The organism is Mitsuokella jalaludinii, assembly GCF_928722185.1.
Lineage (GTDB): Bacteria > Bacillota > Negativicutes > Selenomonadales > Selenomonadaceae > Mitsuokella > Mitsuokella jalaludinii.
In genome coordinates, this window is record NZ_CAKMXA010000001.1 from 2181570 (window position 1) to 2200865 (window position 19296).

Here is a 19296-nt window from a genome sequence, read left to right on the forward strand (position 1 = left end):
CCCCCCTTGCCGATTCTCTGTAAATCCTCTATAGTTTTGAGTATAGAGAGAAAAATTCACTTCTGCAAGGGGAGATTGTGATGATAAAAAAAGATACCGAGGAACTGGAACATGAGATTGAGAAGGCGAAGGCGGTCGAGCATTATCTGGAGGAGAACCGGCATGAGCTTCGGGATATGTCGCTGGCAGTGTTCTTGCAGGGATTGCTCGAGGAGAAACAGCTCAAGAAAGCCGATGTAATCCGCCGGACGGGGATGGAGCCGACGTACGGTTATCATATCTTTGACGGGCACAAGAAGCATCCGGCGCGCAGCAAGGTCCTGCTGTTGGCCTTGGCAATGGGATTGACAGTCAAGGAAGCACAGCATCTGCTGTACTATGCAGGCTGTGAGGCACTTTACGCCCGCAACTCCTTTGATAGTATCATCTGGTATGCCTTAGAGCATCATCTTAATGTCATTGATGCGAATCTGCTGCTCGAACGGCTGGGGGAGAAACCACTTGTATGACTTCTAGCGGGCAGTTCAGTCTTCGTGGAAGAACTCGATGATCTTGTGGATGGCGAGTGCCATGTGGTTGGGGTTCTGGAACGGGTGATTGGCTCCCTCGACGGGGATGAACTCGATGACGTTGTTCTCGGCGAACGTTTTGGCGTCTTCGAAGGGGACCATCTCGTCTTTCGTGCCGTGCAGGATCAGCATATCGTCGGCGAAGTCGAAGTACTCGTGGTCGAGCGGGCAGAAGGACTTGAGGTCGTCGAAGAAGGCCTGGTCGACTTTCATCTTGCGCTCGAAGCCGACCTGGACTTCCTTGCCCTTCGCGAGCTTTGTCTTGTCGGCGTCTGGGATGCGGCTGTACATCGTCTCATACATGTGGATGGCCGGGCAGCGCAGCGCAATCTTGCGGAAGGGGTTGCCGACTTCGATGAGGTAGCGCAGCGTCAGGTAGCCGCCGAGGCTCGTCGAGTAGATGCAGACGTCTTTTGCCTGCAGCTCGCGCTTGGCGTATTCGGTGACGATGGTCAAGTAGGTCAGGCATTCGCCGACCGTCAATTTCTTGCGCGCGTCCATGCCGTGGCAGGGCCAGTCAAAGGCGATGACGCCCCAGCCCTTGTACTTGGAAGTCAGGTGCTCGCCGAAGTTCGCCGTGCCGGCCGTTTCCTTGTTGCTGCCGAAGCCATGCGTGACGATGGCGATGTGGTCGAAGGACCGCGCCGTCTTGTCGCTTGCGCTGCAGATGAGCTTGCAGCGGATGCTGAGCCCCTGCTCGTTGATATCAAAATGCTTTTCCATGATGAATCCCTCGTTTTCTTGTGTCGTTATTGCGTCTTCATTATACGCGCAAAGTGTTCATCTGAAAAGTCACGGCGCGCGGGCCATGGAGAGGAAAAAGTGCGCACTTGTCTGATGGCATAAATCTGCTATACTGGAGAGGAAAGAGATATGGACAGTGTGTACGATAGGAGGGGTATTATGGATACGGAAGCGTTTGAGGCAAATCTCAGGAAGCGCGGCATTGTGCTCAAGGTGTTCGATACGAAGGAGGAGGCGGCTTCGTACCTGACGCAGGCAATCAAGGGCAAGACCGTCGGTTTTGGCGGCTCGATGACGCTGGAGGAGATGGGCCTCTATGAGAAACTCAAGCCGGCGAACACGCTTTACTGGCACTGGCGCCAGGAGATGACGGGCGACGAGGCGAAGGCGAAAGCGTATACGGCAGATGTCTACATCACGTCGCTCAACGGTGTCGCAGAGACGGGCGAGCTCGTCAACATTGACGGCAGCGGCAACCGCGTCGCTGCCACGCTGACGAAACACGAGTGTGTCTATTTCGTCGTCGGTGAGAACAAGATGGCCCCGGATCTCCACAGTGCCATCCATCGTGCGCGCAATGTAGCGAGTCCGCTCAATGCGCAGCGCCTGCATCGCAAGACGCCGTGTGCCGTCAAGGCAGACCGCTGCTATGACTGCAAGAGTCCGGAGCGCATCTGCTGCACGCTCAACATCATCTGGGAGAAGCCCATGCAGGTAGAGCGATGTGAGCTGATCCTGATCCGCGAAAATCTGGGGTATTGACAGAAAGGAACACGACCATGAAATTCCAGTTTGCCCACAACAACTTCAATGTGCTCGATCTCGAGCGCAGCCTGAAATTCTATGAAGAGGCACTCGGCTTCAAGTCGGCCCGCAAGCTCGAGGGGCCAGGCTTTACGCTCGCCTATCTTTCCGATGGCGGCCAGACACAGCACGAGCTCGAGCTCACTTGGATCCACGGCCGCAAGGAACCGTACAATCTCGGCGAAAATGAATTCCATCTCGCGGTGCGCACGGACGACTTCGAGGCTGCTCATGAGAAGCACAAGGCGATGGGCTGCATCTGCTTCGAGAATGAAGAGATGGGCATCTATTTCATCAGCGATCCGGATGGCTACTGGATCGAGATCCTGCCGCCGAGCATGTGAGACTTCTAGATGACCGTGTGACGAGAGATGCAAGGAAATCCTGTCAGCCCTTGCGGGCGGCAGGATTTTTTTGAGAGACTATACTGAGGGAGAGCTATGCTGCAATACATCAAGCCGTACCGCATCTACGCGGTAATGACGATCGCCTTCATGATCGGCGAGGTCCTCGTCGACCTCTATCAGCCGCGCCTGATGGAGTCCATCGTCAATGAAGGTGTGCTGGGCCTGAATCACGGTGGCGTGCCGGACCTCCCACTCGTGGCGCAGACAGGCCTCTCGATGATCCTGATTGTCCTGCTCGGCGGCTTCTGTGGCGTCATGGGAGCCATCTGTGTCAATTTCTGCGCGCAGAATTTCGGCAACGACATCCGCAAGGACTGCTTCCAGCGCATCATGCATCTGTCGATGGAGCAGATCGATGCGTTACGCACGGGCTCTTTGATCACGCGCATCACGAGCGACACGACGCAGGTCCAGACGATGGTCAGTGCGGCGCTGCGCGGCGTCGTGCGCAGCCTGACCTTCCTCATAGCGGGCACGGCGGCACTCTTGACGCTCGACATCCACTTCAGCATGATCGCGGCGCTTGCCGTGCCGGTCATCCTCATCGAGGTCGCTGTCGTCGTCTGGCGCAGCAGCCCGCTCTTCCTGCTCGTGCAGCAGAAAATTGACGGGCTCAACAACGTCATGCAGGAGGACATCCAGGGAGCGCGCGTCATCAAGGGATACGGGCAGGAGGCGCGCGAGAACGAGCGCTTCGGCGCGGCCAACGAGGACCTCGCGGCGGCGCAGCTGCGCGTCCTCCTGCTCATTGCCTGTCTGCTGCCGCTCGTCAACATCGTCTTGAACATCGCGCTGATTGCCGTCATCTACATCGGCTCCTTCGATGTGCAGGCGGGCATGGTCGGCCCGGGCACGGTCATGGCCGCGCTGACGTACATCGTGCTGATCCTCAACGGCATCCTGATGTTCGCGATGATCATGCAGATCTTCGCGCGCGGCATGACGTCGAAGCGCAGGCTGGAAGAAGTTCTGGCGACACAGCCCGCTATCGTGGATGGCGGAGAGGGGAGCAAAGCCAGCGGCCCGGGCAAGACTGCTGCCATCGAGCTTTGCCATGTCTCGTTTTGCTATCCCGGCCAGCAGGAGAACGTATTGACCGATATCTCCCTTGCCGTGGCACGCGGTGAGACATTGGCCATCGTCGGCGCGACAGGCTCGGGCAAGAGCACCTTGCTCGCGCTCCTGCCGCGCTTCTACGATGCGACAGCAGGCGAGGTCTTCGTCGACGGCGTGGATGTCCGCACGTATGCACTGCGCGCCCTGCGTCAGAAGATGGCCATCGTCCTGCAGAAGACGGAGCTCTTCTCGATGACAATCGGCGAGAACATCGCCTGGGGCATGGATGCGGCATCTGATGAGGAGATCCGCAGGGCAGCGGAGATTGCGCAGGCAGCGGACTTCATCGAGAGGCAGCCAAAGGGATATGCGACGGAAGTGGCCGAGGGCGGCACGAGTCTGTCGGGCGGTCAGCGTCAGAGGCTCGCGCTCGCGCGGGCCATCATCCGCAAGCCGGAAATCCTGTTGCTCGATGACAGCACGAGCGCGCTCGACCTGCAGACAGAGTCCGTTTTTTACAGGGCGCTGGATGACTACACAGAGGCTCTGCACCGCGAGGGGCGCGGCCTCACGAAGATCATTGTCGCGCAGCGCATCGCGACGGCGCGCCGTGCCGACCGCATCGCCGTGCTCGACGGCGGCAGGCTCGTCGCCTGCGGCAGTCACGAATCATTGCTGGCGAGCTGCCCGGTCTATCAGGAAATCTGCGCCTCACAGCTGCGCGCAAAGAGCGGGAAGGGGGAGTGAAGGTGGCACGAAAGAGACAAGAAGCGCCGCACTTTGGCCCGCACCGCCATATGAAGGCGCCAGTCGAGCACGCCATGCACCGCAAGGCGACGTGCCTGCGGCTATTGCGCTACTTCCGTGAGGAGCGGTGGCGCGTCATGCTCTTGACGTTCATCGTCGCCGTCAGCGTGGCGGCCGGCGTCAGCGCGCCCGTCTTCATGAGTCAGGCCATCGATGCCATCACGGCCGCTGCGTACGAGCGGGTGCCGGGCATCCTCTGGTGGATGTTCGGGGCCTGTGCGCTCTACGCCGTGCTGCTCTTCTTCCAGGGACGCCTGAGCGCGCGCCTGAGCCAGAGCATCATCCGGCGCCTGCGCAAGGACCTCTTCGAGAAAATCAACGGCCTACCGCTCGCCTCGATTGACCGCCATCCGCACGGCGACCTCATGAGCCGCATGACGAACGATGCCGACAATATCGCGACGGTCATCTCGACTTCGCTCGGCACCTTGTTTGCCGGCATCCTGTCGGTCATCGGCACGACGGCGGTCATGCTGTCCTTCAGTGTGCCGCTGACACTGCTGACCTGGATGACGGCCGTCGTGACCGTTGTGACGACGAAGTGCGTCGCCAAGAAGATGGGCCGCTATTTCCGCGAGCGCCAGGAGTTGCTCGGCCAGCTCAACAGCATGGTCGAGGAGAAGGTCACGGCTGTGCGCACGGTCAAGGCGTATGCGCGCGAGCGGCAGGTCATCGCGGCGTTCGATCAGACAGCGGACAGCCTGACGAAGACCGGCATCCGCGCGGAGAGCATCGGCTCCTCGATGGGCCCGCTCATGAACACGATCTCGAATTTCTCGTTCGTCGTCGTCACCGTCTTCGGTGCGTACTTCGCGCTCGAGGGCTGGATCACGGTCGGCGTCATCTCGGCCTTCACGATCTACTCGAAGCAGTTCACGCGGCCCATCAATGAGATGGCGCAGCTCTACGGCCAGGTCGAGACAGCACTGGCGGGCGCGGAGCGCATCCTTGCCGTGCTCGACGAGCCGGACGAGCAGCGGGAGGGCCGCGAGGTGCCGCCTGATGCAAAGGGCGAGATCGAGTTTTGCCATGTGAGCTTCTCGTATGTGCCCGAGAAGCGCGTCATCGACGACTTCAGCCTCAAGATCGGGGCGGGGCACAAGATTGCACTCGTCGGGGCGACAGGGTCCGGCAAGACGACTATCGTCAACCTGCTGATGCGCTTCTATGAGCTCGATGAAGGGGAGATCCTGCTCGATGGCGAGGATATCCGCATGTATGCGCCGGTCAGCCTGCGGCGGCTCGTCGGCATCGTCCTGCAGGACACCGTGCTGTTTTCCGATACGGTCCGCAACAACATTGCCTACGCCAGGCCGGAGGCGACGATGAGCGAGGTACGGCGGGCGGCCAAGCTCGCCCATGCGGACGACTTCATCGCGCATCTGCCGCAGCAGTACGCGACTGTCCTGCAGAGCGCCGGTGCCGAACTATCGGCTGGTCAGCGCCAGCTTCTCGCCATCGCGCGCGCCTGCCTCGCTTCGCCGCGCATCCTGATACTCGACGAGGCGACCTCGAACGTCGACACGCGCACCGAGACGCGCATCCAAGACGCCATGGCGCGCCTCATGCACGACCGCACCTGCCTGATCATCGCCCATCGCCTCTCGACCATCCGCGACGCCGACGAGATCATCGTCATGGACCAGGGCCGCATCGTCGAGCACGGCCGACACGAAGAACTCCTGCAGCAGAACGGCCGCTACCGCGCCCTCTACGAGACCCAGTTCGCCGGACAGGAATCATGAGTGAATGAGATTTTGAGAAGGGAGAATACCATGCCATTAACCATCATCCGCAATGATATCACGAAGATGCAGGTGGATGCTATTGTCAATACGGCGAATCCGCGGCCTGTCGTAGGCGGCGGGGTGGACGGGGCTATCCATCGGGCGGCGGGGCCGGAACTCTTGGCCGCACGGCAGAAGATTGGCGATATTGCCACCGGCGCGGCCTTCATCACGCCGGGGTACGGGCTGCCGTCCAAGTCTGTCATCCACACGGTAGGCCCAGTCTGGCGGGGCGGCAGTCATGGGGAGCGTGAGCTCTTGGCTGCATGCTACGAGAATTCTCTTGCGCTTGCAGAGGCACATGATTGCCACTCGGTAGCCTTCCCACTGATCTCGGCCGGGATTTTCGGCTGTCCGGCGGACATCGCCATCGCCACGGCCGTGCAGGCCATCCGCGACTTCCTGCAACAACATGAACAGGATATGGACGTCTATCTCGTGGTCTTTGACAAGAAGTCCTTCCAACTTTCCGGCAGTCTCTTTGACGATGTGAAGAGCTATCTCGATGAGCACTACGTGGACGTGCATCTCGAACAGGAATATCGCGTCGATGACCGCAGGCGGCGCTTGCAGGAGCGTGTGCTGTTTGAGCGGCCGCGCGACGAGATGCTGTTGAAATCCCCTGGCATGTTGCCGCCGAGAAGCCGTACGGCAGAGGAGAAGCGGTCCTTGGACGATTGGCTCGAGGCGATGGACGACACGTTCTCAGAGTCGCTGCTGCGCCTCATCGATGCGAAGGGCAGGAAGGACCCAGAGGTCTACAAGCGGGCTAATGTCGACCGCAAGCTCTTCTCGAAGATACGCAACAATCCGGAATACCAGCCGAGCAAGCGGACGGCGCTTGCCTTTGCGGTGGCGCTCGAACTCAATCTCGACGAGACGCGCGACTTCATCGCGCGGGCGGGCTACGCGCTCTCGCACAGCAACAAGCTGGACATCATCGTGGAGTACTTCATCGTGCATCAGGAGTACGATATCTTCACCATCAACGAGACGCTCTTCGCCTTTGGCCAGCCGCTGCTCGGCTGCTGAATTTGTCGCATGGCAAGCGACCTCATGACCCCTTGCTTTCGGTACAATGAAGATACAAAAAGCAAGGGGGTAGGCAATCATGAGAAAAGGTTTGACGGAGGTCGTATTCATCCTAGACCGCAGCGGCTCGATGAGCGGGCTGGAGGCAGACACCATCGGCGGGTTCAACTCGCTGATTCGGAAGCAGCGCAAAGAGGAGGGCGAGGCTATCGTCTCGACCGTGCTGTTTGACGACATATGCGATGTGCTCCACGACCGCGTGCCAATCGCGAAGGTGGAGAATCTGACAGAGGAGACTTACTTCGTGCGGGGCTGCACGGCGCTCTTAGATGCTGTTGGCGGCGCCATCCATCACATCGGCAATGTCCACAAGTACGCGCGCGATGAAGACCGCCCGGAAAAGACGCTCTTCATCATCACGACGGATGGCATGGAGAACGCCAGCCGCCGCTACACCTATGAGCATGTCAAGGCCATGGTCGAGCGCCAGAAAGAGAAATACGGCTGGGAGTTCCTGTTCCTCGGTGCCAACATCGATGCCATCCGCGTGGCGGGCAATATCGGCATTTGCGCCGACTTCGCTGCGACGTATCTGCACGACGAGAAGGGAACGGCCCTGAACTATGAGGTCATGGAGCAGGCCATCCACGAGGTGCGGTGCAGCAAGGCGCCTCTGTCGTCCAATTGGAAGAAGCGCATCGTAGAAGATGCCGAGCGGCGCGGCAGGAAGTGAATCGGAGTATTATGCAAGAGGGGCAGCCCCCTTATCGGGTGCTGCCCCTCTTTGTGTATCGCATTATGCTTTGTCGGTTTTGTCCTGCTCGTCTTTTTCCGCCTCGACAATCTCGGCCTCAAAGACCATGATGGTGTCGGCGTCGGAGCAGCAGAATTCGGCCTTGCCCTTTTCCTGACCGGGGATGGTGCCGCCATAGCGCAGGATGTCGATGTAGGGGAAAGCGCAGTGCATGGCCATCGGGCAGATCTTGCCGCGGTCTTCGTCGAAGTCGAATACCTCGCCGACATGATGGCCGCGATGGCAGCCCATCTTGCCGCGGCGGTCTGTGATGGTGATCTTGATCTTTGGTCGTCTTCTCATGGGAAAACCTCCTGCTGTCTGTGGTATAATGATAGTGAAACAAACACTTGTTGGAGTGAGTGGTGATCGAAAGGGGATGGCCGGATATGGATTCAACACGATTGGAAGAACTCGGGGCGTTCTTAAAGATCTTTCAGCCCATTTACGCGCGCCGCTTGGAAAAGACGCGTCTTGAGCGCATGCGCTTTGCCTATTACACGAGCGCGAGCACGGGCATCAACATCCTCAAGGGCCATGCGCTTTGGATGCGCGCGGCGGCCTGCATGAACGACTACCGCGAGATTGACTACGGCATTCAGCTGCTCAACAAGACGGTCTACGGATCGGACTATCGGCGCGAGCGCATCCAGCATCTGGCGGAGCGCCTCGACTGGGGGACGAACGTGCTCGACTCGATGATGAGCGACCTCAACAAGAATGAGCGGCGCTACATCACGAACACATATCTGGCCTGCGTCTCGGAGCACCGGCCGCGTGAGCGCGGCAAGGGGCGTCTCTCGATGTGGCGCGCTTACGGCCGCAAGACGGGCGTGGCTTTTGTCCTGAAACCAACGTCTATCTTTCAGCGCCTGGAGCCTCTGCCGCTGCGTCTGACGCCCGTCGAATACCTCACGCAGGAGCAGTTCACAGAGGGATTTGACTGGATGCTCGACAATATCGATACCTACCTTGATGACCTGCGCCGCTATGAACCGGCGAAGGTGCTCGAGTACTTTGTCAACATGCTCATGACGTCACTGTTCTCCATCAAGAACCCCGGCTTCAACGAGGAGCGCGAATGGCGCTTTGTCTACCATGAGTCGGCCAGCAGCCATCTCCACCATGACATCGTCGTCGTCGACGGCATCCCGCAGGTCATCTACAAGCTGCCGCTGAGCAGCCCGTCCGCGCCGCAGACAGGGGTGCCGCTCGAGGAGGCGCTCGAGGAGATCATCATCGGGCCAAGCCAGTATGCAGAGGTCATCGAACTGGCTTTCGTGCGCATGCTCGAAGAGCTCGGCATATCCAATGCATCGGAGCGCGTGAGCCGGAGCAATATCCCTTTGCGCTGAGTCAATTCTGCTGGAACATATCGTCATCGTCACTCTGCCAGCAGCTCATCTTCTTCACATTGAGACAGCTGATGTGGCCGCCGGGTAAATAGGAGCCCGTATCGCAGTCAATGATGTGGTTGCCAAACATCAGGGGATGATGGCGGGAGGCGTCGAAGCACTGGACGGGTGTATGGCCGATGATGACGGTCTCGCGTCCCGCGTATTCTTCGTAGAACTCCGTGCGGATCCAGAGCATGTCATCGACCTGGTCGGCATATGATTTTTGCGGCAGGAAGCCCGCATGCGTGAAGATGTATTCTTCGCCGACGGCGGCGAGATGGTCGAGCGACAGCACGAATTCCAGCAGCCGATGATAGATACCGGGATCGCTCTGATAGACGCGCGCAAGGCTCTCGAACGTCGCCTGGCCGCCGCTGCGGAGCCAGCCGTGGCTCATGTCCATCGGCTCGCGGATGCTGTGGTCCTGGAAGTAGTGCATCATCATGGCCTCGTGGTTGCCCGTCAGCGTGATGACATGTGGGCTCTTCTCGGCGAGCTTCATGACCATCTGCAGGACTTCTGCACTGTAAGCGCCGCGGTCGATGTAGTCGCCGAGGAAGACGAGCAGGTCTTCCTGCGGGTCGTAGGGAACGTGATGCCATAGCGACAGAAAGCGCTGCCAGTTGCCATGGATGTCGCCGATGGCGAGGATACGGCGGAACGCCGTGCTGTCCGGCACGATGACGAGGCCGCCCTCCCTGTAAATGTGTCCGGATTTGGATGCTCGGAGCAGCTGCCGTTTTTCTGCAATTTCCTCTAAGATTGTCATGGATGCACCGTCCCCTCTGCGCAATGTGAAAAGCCGTCACCGCCGTATCCCTGCTGATACATGCCGTGACGGCTTTCTTTCATTATAGCAAAAATGACTTAAAACATCTAGACAATCTGATGCGGGCAGAGCGTCGTCGCGTGCGTATTCTCTTAGATGACAGCGGCAGGGCTCTGCGCTATAATAGATATCATATACGGTATAGAAAGGAATGGATGCGATGATTGTCATATTCAAGCGCCTGTTGCCCGTTCTCCTCGTCCTGACGCTTCTCCTGTCAGGCCGTATGGGGGCAGAGGCTTCGCCGGAGATCACGGATGCGCGTGCGACGGCGGCTTATTGGACGCAGCGCAATCCGCAGGGCGATACAGTCCTCCTGACGAGGGAACAGGTCAAAGCCGCGAATGAGGCACTGCGTCGCCGCAATGATACGCTCTTTGACCTCGCGTCGGTGTCGGAGAGCGTCTCTGGAGCAGAGGTGCGGCAGCGCATCGAGAAGGTCCAGGCGATTGGCGATTTTGATACAGCCGAACTGCCGTCCCTCTACAAGAATGGCAGTGCCCTGACGGCTTACAGCTACGCATTTGCGCGCAAGAACTGCAATCTCGATGCACTGCCGGAGCGCGCAGAGACGCGCTACGGTGTGGTGACGCGCCGTGCCAACCTGCGCCTGCTTCCGGAGGTAGCTGGCTGGTTTGAGAGTGCAGGCGATGTGCATTACGATACGCTGCAGGCGACCGCACTCGATCCGGCTGAGCCGGTGGCCGTGCTCGGCGACAGCTACGACAAGAAGTTCGCCTTTGTGCGCACGCGCTTCTACGACGGCTGGCTCGCCAAGTCCGACTTTGCCGAGACGGATCGCGCGACATGGGAGAGCTTCGTCCATCCCGCAGACTTCGCGGTCGTCACGGCCAACAAGAAGACGATGGAAAATGGAGCAGGGGAATCGCTGCTCTTCCAGATGGGCGCAAAGATACCGCTCGCCGCGGGCGCAGATGGGGACAAGGTCCTCCTGATGCCGGTCAGCAATAACGGCACACTGCAGATAAAGAGGCGCCCGGCCGCCTTTGACGCGACGCTGCACGAGGGCTTCCTGCCCTGCACCGAGAACAACTTCGTGCGTCAGGGATTCCGCTTTCTCGGCGATGAGTACGGATGGGGCGGTCTCGATGACAGCGTCGATTGCTCCTCATTCGTCGGCGACGTCTACCGCAGCATGGGCATCGAGCTGCCGCGCGATGCCGACCAGCAGGCTAAGTCGATGGCGAATGTCATCGACCTGTCGGGCATGGGCGAAGCGGACCGGCTGGCCGCGCTGGAGTCGTGCGTGCCGGGCACGCTGCTGGCCAACAACACGCATGTCATGATGTACCTCGGCCAGGATGACGCGGGAACGCCGATCGTCCTGCAGTCGATGAGCAGCTGGTTCAGCTTCGGCAGTGATTATGGCAAGCATTACCTGCGCAAGGTCATCGCCTCGACGGCGACCTTCCTCAACTTCAGCGGCGTGCCGTACATCAACGGTGTGCATTACCTCGGTTCACTGCGCTGAGCCACAAGAGCTTTTTAGATGGGAGTATAATTTATGAAGAGTCCTTTGCGCTATCAGTTCTCGGAGTATGACTGCGGTCCGACGACGATGCTCAATGCAGTCAGCTATCTCTTTGAGCGCGAGGAGATCCCGCCGGAGATCATCCGCAATGTCATGCTCTACAGCCTCGACTGCTACAGCCAGAAGGGAGAGCCGGGACGGGCGGGGACGAGCCGCATGGCGATGATGTTCCTCTCGAACTGGCTTGACGGCTTTGGCCGTGCGACGAATCTGCCGCTTTCGAGCCAGTATCTTTCAGGAAAATCCGTCTACATCGGGCAGGAGAGCTTCATCAATGATGCCCTGCATCGCGGCGGTGCAGCCGTTGTGCGCCTCTTTTATGATGTCGAGCACTACGCCCTTCTGACCGGCGAGCTGCCCGATGGTCGCATCCTGATGTTCGACCCTTGGTACGTGCCGGAGTCGTCCGATGAATTCCGTGGCACCGGCATCGAGACGAGCCTGCAGCATCCCATGGCCTACAACCGCATCGTACCGGCCGACTGCTTCAACCGCGAGGAGAACGCCCCCTACGCCCTCGGTCCCGTTGAAGACCGCGAGGCTGTGCTGCTCTTCAATGAACGTACCAAGAAGACCGCCCAGGCCACGATCGAGTACTTCATCTGACCGGGCAGCGCATTTGCCACTTTACAAGACTGTGACTCTATTGTATAATATAACTTGTCGTCGGGACGTAGCGCAGTTTGGTAGCGCGCTTCCTTGGGGTGGAAGAGGTCGCCTGTTCAAATCAGGTCGTTCCGACCATTTATCTGAAAATTGACCTCCTGTGAAAGCAGGAGGTTTTTTTATGTAAAGGAGCACGATATGAGCGTACTGGAGGTTTCGCATCTTTCGCACAGCTATGGCGGGCGGGAGATTTTTGAGGATGTTTCGTTCCGCCTGCTGAAGGGGGAGCATGTGGCGCTGGTCGGGGCGAATGGCGAGGGCAAGTCGACGTTCATGGCAATCATCACGGGCAAGCTGACTCCGGATGCGGGGCAGGTGACCTGGGCGAAGCGCACGAAGGTCGGGTATCTTGACCAGCACGCGGCGCTGAAGCCGGGCATGACGATCCGGGAAACGCTGCGCACGGCATTCGACCATCTCGTGACGCTCGAGCAGGAGATGCTCGCGGCCTACGACAAGATGGGCGAGGCAACGCCAGAGGAGATGGACAAGCTCATGAAGGATGTCGGCGACATCCAGGACATCCTCGAGGCGGGCAGCTACTATACGATTGACGCGCGCATCGAAGAGGTCGCAGGCGGCCTCGGCCTGCGCGACATCGGCCTTGACCGCAAGGTGGACGAGCTCTCGGGCGGCCAGCGCACGAAGGTCCTCCTGACGAAGCTCCTGCTCGAGAACCCGGAAATCCTGCTGCTCGACGAGCCGACGAACTACCTCGACGCCGAGCACATCGAGTGGCTCAAGAACTACCTGACGAATTACGAGAATGCCTTTATCGTCATCTCGCACGACGTGCCGTTCCTCAATGCGGTGACGAATGTCATCTGGCATGTTGACAACTACAAGCTCACGCGCTATACGGGAAGCTACGAGAAGTTTGAGGAGATGGCTGCGCTCAAGCGTCGCCAGGAAGAGGCGGCCTATGAGCGCCAGCAGGCGGAGATCAAGCGCGAGCAGGACTTCATCCAGCGCAACAAGGCGCGCGTCGCGACGCGCGGCATGGCCAACAGCCGCCAGAAAAAGCTCGACAAGATGGAGATCCTGACGAAGCGCCAGGAGAAGCCGAAACCGCACTTCCACTTCCAGCCGGACCGCACGCCGTCGCGCTTTGTTATCGAGGCGCAGCGTCTCGTGCTCGGCTATGACACGCCGCTGACGAAGCCCGTCGACATCAAGGTCGAGCGCAACAAGAAAATCGCAATCCGCGGCACGAACGGCCTCGGCAAGTCGACGCTCTTAAAGACGCTGCTCGGCCTCATCAAGCCGGTTTCAGGTGATATCGAGCACGGCGAATTCGTCTCGGTCGGCTACTTCGAGCAGGAGGAGGCCAAGGGCAATATGAACACGGCCCTCGAAGAGCTCTGGCAGGAGTACCCCGGCATGACGAACTTCGAGGTGCGTGCGGCGCTGGCTTCGTGCGGCCTGACGAATGAGCACATCACGACGAAGATGACGGCGCTCTCAGGCGGCGAGGCGGCTAAGGTCCGCCTGGCCAAGATCATGCAGAAGCCGGTCAATCTGCTCGTGCTCGACGAGCCGACGAACCACCTCGACGTCGAGGCCAAGAAAGAGCTCAAGCGCGCACTGCAGGAGTACAAGGGCACGCTGCTGCTCGTCTCGCATGAGCCCGACTTCTACGAAGATCTCGTCGACACCGTCTGGAACATCGAGAGCTGGTCGACGAAAATCGTCTGACCTGATTTCATAGCAGAATAAAAAGACTCCGCTCCTTCCGTCATGCATCATGAATGACGGAAGGAGCGGAGTTTTTTGCTGCCCGCATCTCAGCCTGTCCGACTGTCAGGGCATCTGCGCAAGGCATGACTCGGATGCTTTATCGTTTTCGCTGGTCTTGCGGCTCTTGGCGACGAGGTCGGCCTGGTCCTCCCAGATGAGGACGGGGGCGGGCTCAAAGCCGTTGAAGCGCGTGGCGGAGACTGTCGTGTAGGCGCCGATGTCGCTGACGAGCACCTTGGCGCCGATCGGGAGCTTCGGTGCGGGGAAATCGCGGTAGAGCACATCGATGCCGTCGCAGCTCGGCCCCGCGAATGTCGAGGGGACTTTCCTGCCCTTGCCGAAGCAGTGCAGCGGATATTCCCAGTGGTCGAACAGGATGCCCGAGAAGACACCGTAGATGCCTTCGTCGAGGATGTACCATGGGATATCGCCGCGCTGCTTCGTGCCGATGACGGAGGTCACAAGATTCATGGCTGTGCCGCAGAGGAAGCGGCCCGGCTCCGTCCAGACAGCCGTGTGCGGGAACAGGCGGTCGAGCTGTCGGTTGATGGCCTCGAGCATGGCGGCGAGGTCGACGTGCAGCCCTTCAGCCGACGGGATCGGGAAGCCGCCGCCGATATCGAGATCGGTCAGGTGCATGCCGGAGGCTTCGGCCTCAAGGAAACGGTGATGAACGAGCAGCAGCGCTTCTTCGTACGCTGCGGTGGACAGGGACTGGCTGCCGACGTGGAAGCAGATGCCCTTGGCGTGGAGTCCGGACTGTTCGGCCTTGCGCAAGAGAGGCAGGGCCTTATCGAGCGGTGCGCCGAACTTCGTGTTGAGGTCGACGAGCGCCTTGCTGTTGTGGACCTGCACGCGCACGAGGACATCGGCGCCGGGCGCCGCGGCAGCGAGTTTGGGAATCTCGCTGGCATCATCGAACGTAAAGCGGCGGACGCCGAGACGGGAGGCCGCCGAAAAACCGCGTGCATCGTGGACCGGATTGGCGTAGATCATGCGTGAGCCGTCGACACCTATTGCGTGGAGCATCTCCATCTCGCCGGCTGAGGCGACATCGAAGTGCGAGCCAAGCGCAAAGAGGCGCTCGAGCACGCGCGGATGCGGGTTCGCCTTGATGGCGTAGTAGATGCCGGCGCGCGGCAGGTGCTTGCGCAGGAACGCGTAGTTCTCGGCAACCCGGTCGACGGACAGCACGAGGAATGGCGTCGGCTGTCTCTTGGCCATTTCATTCATTTCATTTTCGTTGAGGATAAAGCTTCTCATAACACAACCCTTCCTGTATTGTATCGCTTGATTACCGTTCCCTGAACGAAACGGAGCAAGAGACATGGCGATGCCAGTCCTCTTGCTCCGTTGCAGTTCAGGTCACGCTTAGTATAAGGCTTTTGCTATCTCTTGTCAATAGGCGTGTATAAAAAAACAAAATATCTTTTTAAGTATACAAAAAACCTGCTCTGCGGATGCGCTGCAGAACAGGTCTTTGTGTGGATTATATGATGTTTAGGAGTTTAGGACAAGGGATTATTTGCCGAAGTAACGGTCGAAGAGGCCCTTGAAGCCGCGGCCATGGCGAGCCTCGTCTTTTGCCATCTCGTGAACCGTGTCATGGACAGCGTCAAGGCCGAGCTGCTTTGCGAGCGTTGCGAGCTCTTTCTTGCCAGCGCAAGCGCCGTGCTCAGCATCGATGCGCATCGTGAGGTTCTTCTCCGTGCTGTTCGTCAGGACCTCGCCGAGGAGCTCAGCGAATTTAGCAGCATGCTCTGCTTCTTCGAATGCATAGCGCTTGTAAGCCTCTGCGATTTCCGGATAGCCTTCACGATCAGCCTGGCGGCTCATAGCGAGGTACATGCCGACTTCGGAGCACTCGCCCGTGAAGTTCTGGCGAAGGCCTTCGAGGATGCGCGGATCAACGTCCTTGGCAACGCCGACGCGATGCTCATCTGCGAACGTCATCTCACCGCTCTGCTCAACGAACTTGGATGCCGGAGCATGGCAGATCGGGCACTCAGCCGGAGCTGCTTCGCCTTCGTAAACATAACCGCAAACCGTGCAAACAAACTTTTTCATAATGATAGCCTCCTAAAATATATCTTGATTTTCATACACATCGTAGGTGGGTACCGGCTGTCGGCTCTCGGCCGCTCACCGGTGTTGCTCACTTGCTATGCTTTGATTATACGGCATATGACAGCAAATAGGAATATCTATATGGAGCGATTGAAGAAGATTATCTCTCAAATGCTAATTTTATCTACTTGTATCGCCGTATATCACATTTTATTAAATAAATTAGTTACAGATAATAATTATTGAATATGGGAGTGCCTGCTGATTTACCGAATGAATTCCGTGTGATATAATGAGGATACGTTTTGACTACAGACTATGAGACTATACCATATAGGAGCGATAAGAAACAAAAATGTTTACCTGTACAACGAATTCTCCCGAGGAGACTGCCCATTTGGCCGAGATGGTTGGACAAAAGATACGGGAGGGAACTGTGCTCTGCCTGGAGGGAGACCTCGGAGTTGGCAAGACTTTGTTCGTCCAGAGCCTTGCGCATACGCTCGGCGTCGAAGGCGAGGTGACGAGCCCGACGTTCAACCTCATGAACGTATACGAAGGCATCTGCCCGATCTACCACTTCGACCTCTACCGCCTCGAGACGGAGGAGGAGCTCGAGGACATCGGCTTCTATGAATACACGGAGGACCCAGAGGGCATCGTCGTCATCGAATGGTCGGACAAGTTTCCGCAGTGCATGCCAGAGGATCATGTCGAGGTCCGCATCGAGAAGTCGGACGATGCGGATGGACGCCGCATCACCTTCGCGAGTATCGGAGAGCGCTATCAGGAATTCATAAAGGAGTTGGAGTCATTTGTCTATCTTAGCCATTGATACGGCAACGCAAGTCTCGAGTGTCGCCGTGGCTTCTGTCGATAGGCTCGCAGCGGAGCTGACGATGCAGGCCAAGCTCACGCACTCGGAGACGCTGATGCCCCATATAAAGGAAGTCCTGCGCATGGCAAACGTCAGGAAAGAGAATCTTGAGGGCATTGCCGTCAGCATAGGCCCGGGCTCCTTTACGGGGCTGCGCATCGGACTGGCGGCTGCGAAGGCTATGGCGTATGCCTTGAATCTTCCCATCGTCGGCGTCTCGACGCTCAAGGCGCTCGCCTTCCACTATCCCGTTCCGGGCATCCGCATCGTGAGCCTCTTGGATGCGCAGAAGGGCAATGCCTACCGCGAGAGCTATGAGTGGGAACATGGAGAACTGCGCATCGTCAATCCTGTGGAGGTCCTGCCCATCGCGGAGATCCTCGCAGAGTGCGCAGAGTCGGGGCGCGAAGTCGTCGTGCTCGGCGACATAGCTGCGCGCCGCATCTGCGGCAAGGTCGACCTGCCATCGAATGTCTCGGTCGCGCCGGCACATCTCGTCATGCCGCGGGCGGCCTGTGTCGCCATGCTCGGCCTGCAGGAGTTCGCTGCGGGCCATGCGGACAATGTCATGAACATGGAGCCCGTCTACATCCGCCGCAGCGAGGCGGAGGTCCTCTGGGAGAAGCGCCATCCGGAGGGTGCGAAATGAATCTGACTTTCCGCGAGATGAAGCCGGAGGATGCCGACGCTGTCGAGGTCGTGGAGAAGGCGTGCTTTGCCATCCCGTGGTCGCGCGAGTCGTTCTGGAAGGAAGCTGCCAACGAGAACACGTGCTATCTGCTCGCGCTCGATGGGGAGAAGGTCATCGGCTACGCCGGCTGCTGGATCTCCTTTGAGGAGGCGCAGATCACGAATGTCGCGATTGTGCCGGAGTGCCGCGGCCATAAAGTTGGCACGCGCCTCATGGCGGAACTCATTGCGCTCGTAAAGGCGCGCGGCGTGACGGCGATGACGCTCGAGGTGCGCCCGTCGAATGCACCGGCGCGCGCCCTCTACGCGCATTACGGCTTCCGCGAGGCCGGTGTCCGCAAGAAATACTACCATGACAATGGCGAAGATGCCATCATCATGTGGAATACGAAATTGTGATCGCTGTTCTGGCTGAGTGCAGCGATGAGGAGAGATTATTTTGGAAAAGGAAATCCTGACTCTGGGCATTGAGTCGAGCTGTGATGAGACGTCGGCTGCCGTGCTGCGTGGCGGCCGCACGGTCCTGTCGAACGTCATCTCGACGCAGATTCCCATTCACCAGAAGTTTGGCGGTGTCGTGCCGGAGATCGCTTCGCGCAAGCACATCGTCAACATCATGCCCGTCATCGATGAGGCCGTCCGCCAGGCCGGTGTGACGCTCACGGACATCGACCAGGTCGCCGTGACGTACGGACCGGGACTCGTCGGCGCACTGCTCGTCGGCGTCTCGGCGGCCAAGGCCCTGGCCTTTGCGCTCGACAAGCCGCTCATCGGTGTCAACCATCTCGAAGGCCATATCTTCGCGAACTTTCTCGCGGACCCGACGCTCGAGCCGCCCTTCATGGCACTCGTCGTCTCGGGCGGCCACACGGCGCTCGTCGATGTGCGCGGCTATGACACTTTCCACATGATGGGACAGACGCGCGATGATGCGGCGGGCGAGGCCTTTGACAAGATCGCGCGCGTCATGGGCCTGCCGTACCCGGGCGGCCCGCGCATCGATGCGCTGGCCAAGGAGGGCGACCCTCTCGCCATCGACTTCCCGCGCGCACTCGAGGAGAAGGGCAACTATGAGTTCAGCTTCAGCGGACTCAAGTCGGCTGTTCTCAATTACATCAACAGCGAGAAGATGAAGGGTCATGAGCTGCGCAAGGCCGACATCGCGGCCTCGTTCCAGCACTCTGTCGTCGAGGTGCTCGTCGAGAAGGCCTTCGATGCCGTGCAGCGCGCAGGGCGCGATACGCTTGTGCTGGCCGGCGGCGTCGCGGCCAACAGCGGCCTCGAGGCGCGCCTGCGCGAGCGCGCCGCTGAGACTGGCGTGCGCTTCTTCTATCCAAGCCGCATCCTCTGCACGGACAATGCGGCGATGATCGCCTGCCGCGGCTACTATCAGGCGAAGCACGGCGACTTCAGCGACCTTTACCTCAACGCTGTGCCGGGACTCGGCTTGGAGGAAAGAGAATAAGAGAGCGATTTGGACCG

At 59.1% G+C, this 19296-nt stretch carries 20 protein-coding genes and 1 tRNA gene; 16 read left to right on the forward strand and 5 right to left on the reverse strand.

What is annotated here, in order from left to right; translation table 11 throughout:
- The first annotated feature begins 80 nt into the window (after window positions 1-80).
- Window positions 81-509, forward strand: coding sequence for a hypothetical protein (locus QDI87_RS10215; protein WP_070099907.1), 429 nt, complete (start codon window positions 81-83; stop codon window positions 507-509).
- Between the two features lie 15 nt (window positions 510-524).
- Here QDI87_RS10215 and QDI87_RS10220 read toward each other — a convergent pair whose 3' ends face one another.
- Complete coding sequence (locus QDI87_RS10220) at window positions 525-1292, reverse strand: alpha/beta hydrolase (protein ID WP_055161625.1); 768 nt, start codon at window positions 1290-1292, stop codon at window positions 525-527.
- A 180-nt stretch (window positions 1293-1472) separates the two neighbouring features.
- Between QDI87_RS10220 and QDI87_RS10225 the strand changes: the two genes are divergently transcribed.
- From QDI87_RS10225 to QDI87_RS10250, 6 genes are all read left to right on the forward strand, one after another.
- Window positions 1473-2075, forward strand: coding sequence for a lactate utilization protein (locus QDI87_RS10225; protein ID WP_055161628.1), 603 nt, complete (start codon window positions 1473-1475; stop codon window positions 2073-2075).
- A gap of 17 nt (window positions 2076-2092) precedes the next feature.
- Complete coding sequence (locus QDI87_RS10230) at window positions 2093-2461, forward strand: VOC family protein (RefSeq protein ID WP_055161631.1); 369 nt, start codon at window positions 2093-2095, stop codon at window positions 2459-2461.
- A gap of 96 nt (window positions 2462-2557) precedes the next feature.
- Complete coding sequence (locus tag QDI87_RS10235) at window positions 2558-4327, forward strand: ABC transporter ATP-binding protein (RefSeq protein WP_055161633.1); 1770 nt, start codon at window positions 2558-2560, stop codon at window positions 4325-4327.
- Between the two features lie 2 nt (window positions 4328-4329).
- Window positions 4330-6132: an ABC transporter ATP-binding protein gene (locus tag QDI87_RS10240; protein WP_244881884.1), complete on the forward strand. Its 1803-nt coding sequence runs from the start codon at window positions 4330-4332 to the stop codon at window positions 6130-6132.
- Window positions 6133-6162: 30 nt separating this feature from the next.
- On the forward strand, window positions 6163-7206 hold the full coding sequence (locus QDI87_RS10245; protein ID WP_278521192.1) for a macro domain-containing protein: 1044 nt from the start codon (window positions 6163-6165) through the stop codon (window positions 7204-7206).
- A 79-nt stretch (window positions 7207-7285) separates the two neighbouring features.
- A complete protein-coding gene (locus QDI87_RS10250) occupies window positions 7286-7939 on the forward strand; it encodes a vWA domain-containing protein (protein WP_055161642.1) in 654 nt (217 codons plus the stop codon).
- A 63-nt stretch (window positions 7940-8002) separates the two neighbouring features.
- Here QDI87_RS10250 and QDI87_RS10255 read toward each other — a convergent pair whose 3' ends face one another.
- Window positions 8003-8302, reverse strand: a complete 300-nt coding sequence (locus tag QDI87_RS10255) for a TIGR04076 family protein (RefSeq protein WP_055161645.1) — start codon at window positions 8300-8302, stop codon at window positions 8003-8005.
- 86 nt (window positions 8303-8388) lie between these two features.
- Between QDI87_RS10255 and QDI87_RS10260 the strand changes: the two genes are divergently transcribed.
- A complete protein-coding gene (locus tag QDI87_RS10260; RefSeq protein WP_278743208.1) occupies window positions 8389-9354 on the forward strand; it encodes a DUF2971 domain-containing protein in 966 nt (321 codons plus the stop codon).
- A gap of 1 nt (window position 9355) precedes the next feature.
- On the opposite strand, the gene QDI87_RS10265 is transcribed toward QDI87_RS10260, so the two are convergent.
- Window positions 9356-10165, reverse strand: a complete 810-nt coding sequence (locus QDI87_RS10265; RefSeq protein WP_278743209.1) for a metallophosphoesterase family protein — start codon at window positions 10163-10165, stop codon at window positions 9356-9358.
- Window positions 10166-10385: 220 nt separating this feature from the next.
- On the opposite strand from QDI87_RS10265, the gene QDI87_RS10270 reads away from it, so the two are divergent.
- The 4 genes from QDI87_RS10270 (at window position 10386) to abc-f (ending at window position 14138) form a co-directional block, all read left to right on the forward strand.
- A complete protein-coding gene (locus QDI87_RS10270) occupies window positions 10386-11717 on the forward strand; it encodes an NlpC/P60 family protein (protein ID WP_244881887.1) in 1332 nt (443 codons plus the stop codon).
- A 33-nt stretch (window positions 11718-11750) separates the two neighbouring features.
- The gene (locus QDI87_RS10275; protein ID WP_036376059.1) at window positions 11751-12383 is read left to right on the forward strand and encodes a hypothetical protein; all 633 of its coding nucleotides are present in this window, start codon (window positions 11751-11753) and stop codon (window positions 12381-12383) included.
- A gap of 61 nt (window positions 12384-12444) precedes the next feature.
- Window positions 12445-12521, forward strand: a tRNA-Pro gene (locus tag QDI87_RS10280).
- Between the two features lie 60 nt (window positions 12522-12581).
- Window positions 12582-14138, forward strand: coding sequence for a ribosomal protection-like ABC-F family protein (gene abc-f / locus QDI87_RS10285; protein WP_036376062.1), 1557 nt, complete (start codon window positions 12582-12584; stop codon window positions 14136-14138).
- A 105-nt stretch (window positions 14139-14243) separates the two neighbouring features.
- Here abc-f and QDI87_RS10290 read toward each other — a convergent pair whose 3' ends face one another.
- Together QDI87_RS10290 and QDI87_RS10295 are read right to left on the reverse strand one after the other, a co-directional pair.
- Window positions 14244-15443, reverse strand: coding sequence for a type III PLP-dependent enzyme (locus tag QDI87_RS10290; RefSeq protein WP_278743210.1), 1200 nt, complete (start codon window positions 15441-15443; stop codon window positions 14244-14246).
- A 258-nt stretch (window positions 15444-15701) separates the two neighbouring features.
- Window positions 15702-16247: an NADH peroxidase gene (locus QDI87_RS10295; RefSeq protein ID WP_036376069.1), complete on the reverse strand. Its 546-nt coding sequence runs from the start codon at window positions 16245-16247 to the stop codon at window positions 15702-15704.
- 355 nt (window positions 16248-16602) lie between these two features.
- Between QDI87_RS10295 and tsaE the strand changes: the two genes are divergently transcribed.
- From tsaE to tsaD, 4 genes are read left to right on the forward strand one after another with little or no spacing between them, the layout of a single operon-like run.
- Window positions 16603-17082, forward strand: a complete 480-nt coding sequence (tsaE, locus tag QDI87_RS10300; RefSeq protein WP_226867211.1) for a tRNA (adenosine(37)-N6)-threonylcarbamoyltransferase complex ATPase subunit type 1 TsaE — start codon at window positions 16603-16605, stop codon at window positions 17080-17082.
- Entirely contained in the window at window positions 17063-17773 is a 711-nt protein-coding gene (tsaB, locus tag QDI87_RS10305; RefSeq protein ID WP_278743222.1) for a tRNA (adenosine(37)-N6)-threonylcarbamoyltransferase complex dimerization subunit type 1 TsaB, read from the forward strand. The genes tsaE and tsaB overlap by 20 nt, the downstream gene beginning before the upstream one ends.
- Window positions 17770-18213, forward strand: coding sequence for a ribosomal protein S18-alanine N-acetyltransferase (gene rimI, locus QDI87_RS10310; protein WP_278743223.1), 444 nt, complete (start codon window positions 17770-17772; stop codon window positions 18211-18213). The genes tsaB and rimI overlap by 4 nt, the downstream gene beginning before the upstream one ends.
- A 37-nt stretch (window positions 18214-18250) precedes the next feature.
- Window positions 18251-19279, forward strand: a complete 1029-nt coding sequence (tsaD, locus tag QDI87_RS10315) for a tRNA (adenosine(37)-N6)-threonylcarbamoyltransferase complex transferase subunit TsaD (RefSeq protein WP_404810297.1) — start codon at window positions 18251-18253, stop codon at window positions 19277-19279.
- Window positions 19280-19296: the final 17 nt, after the last annotated feature.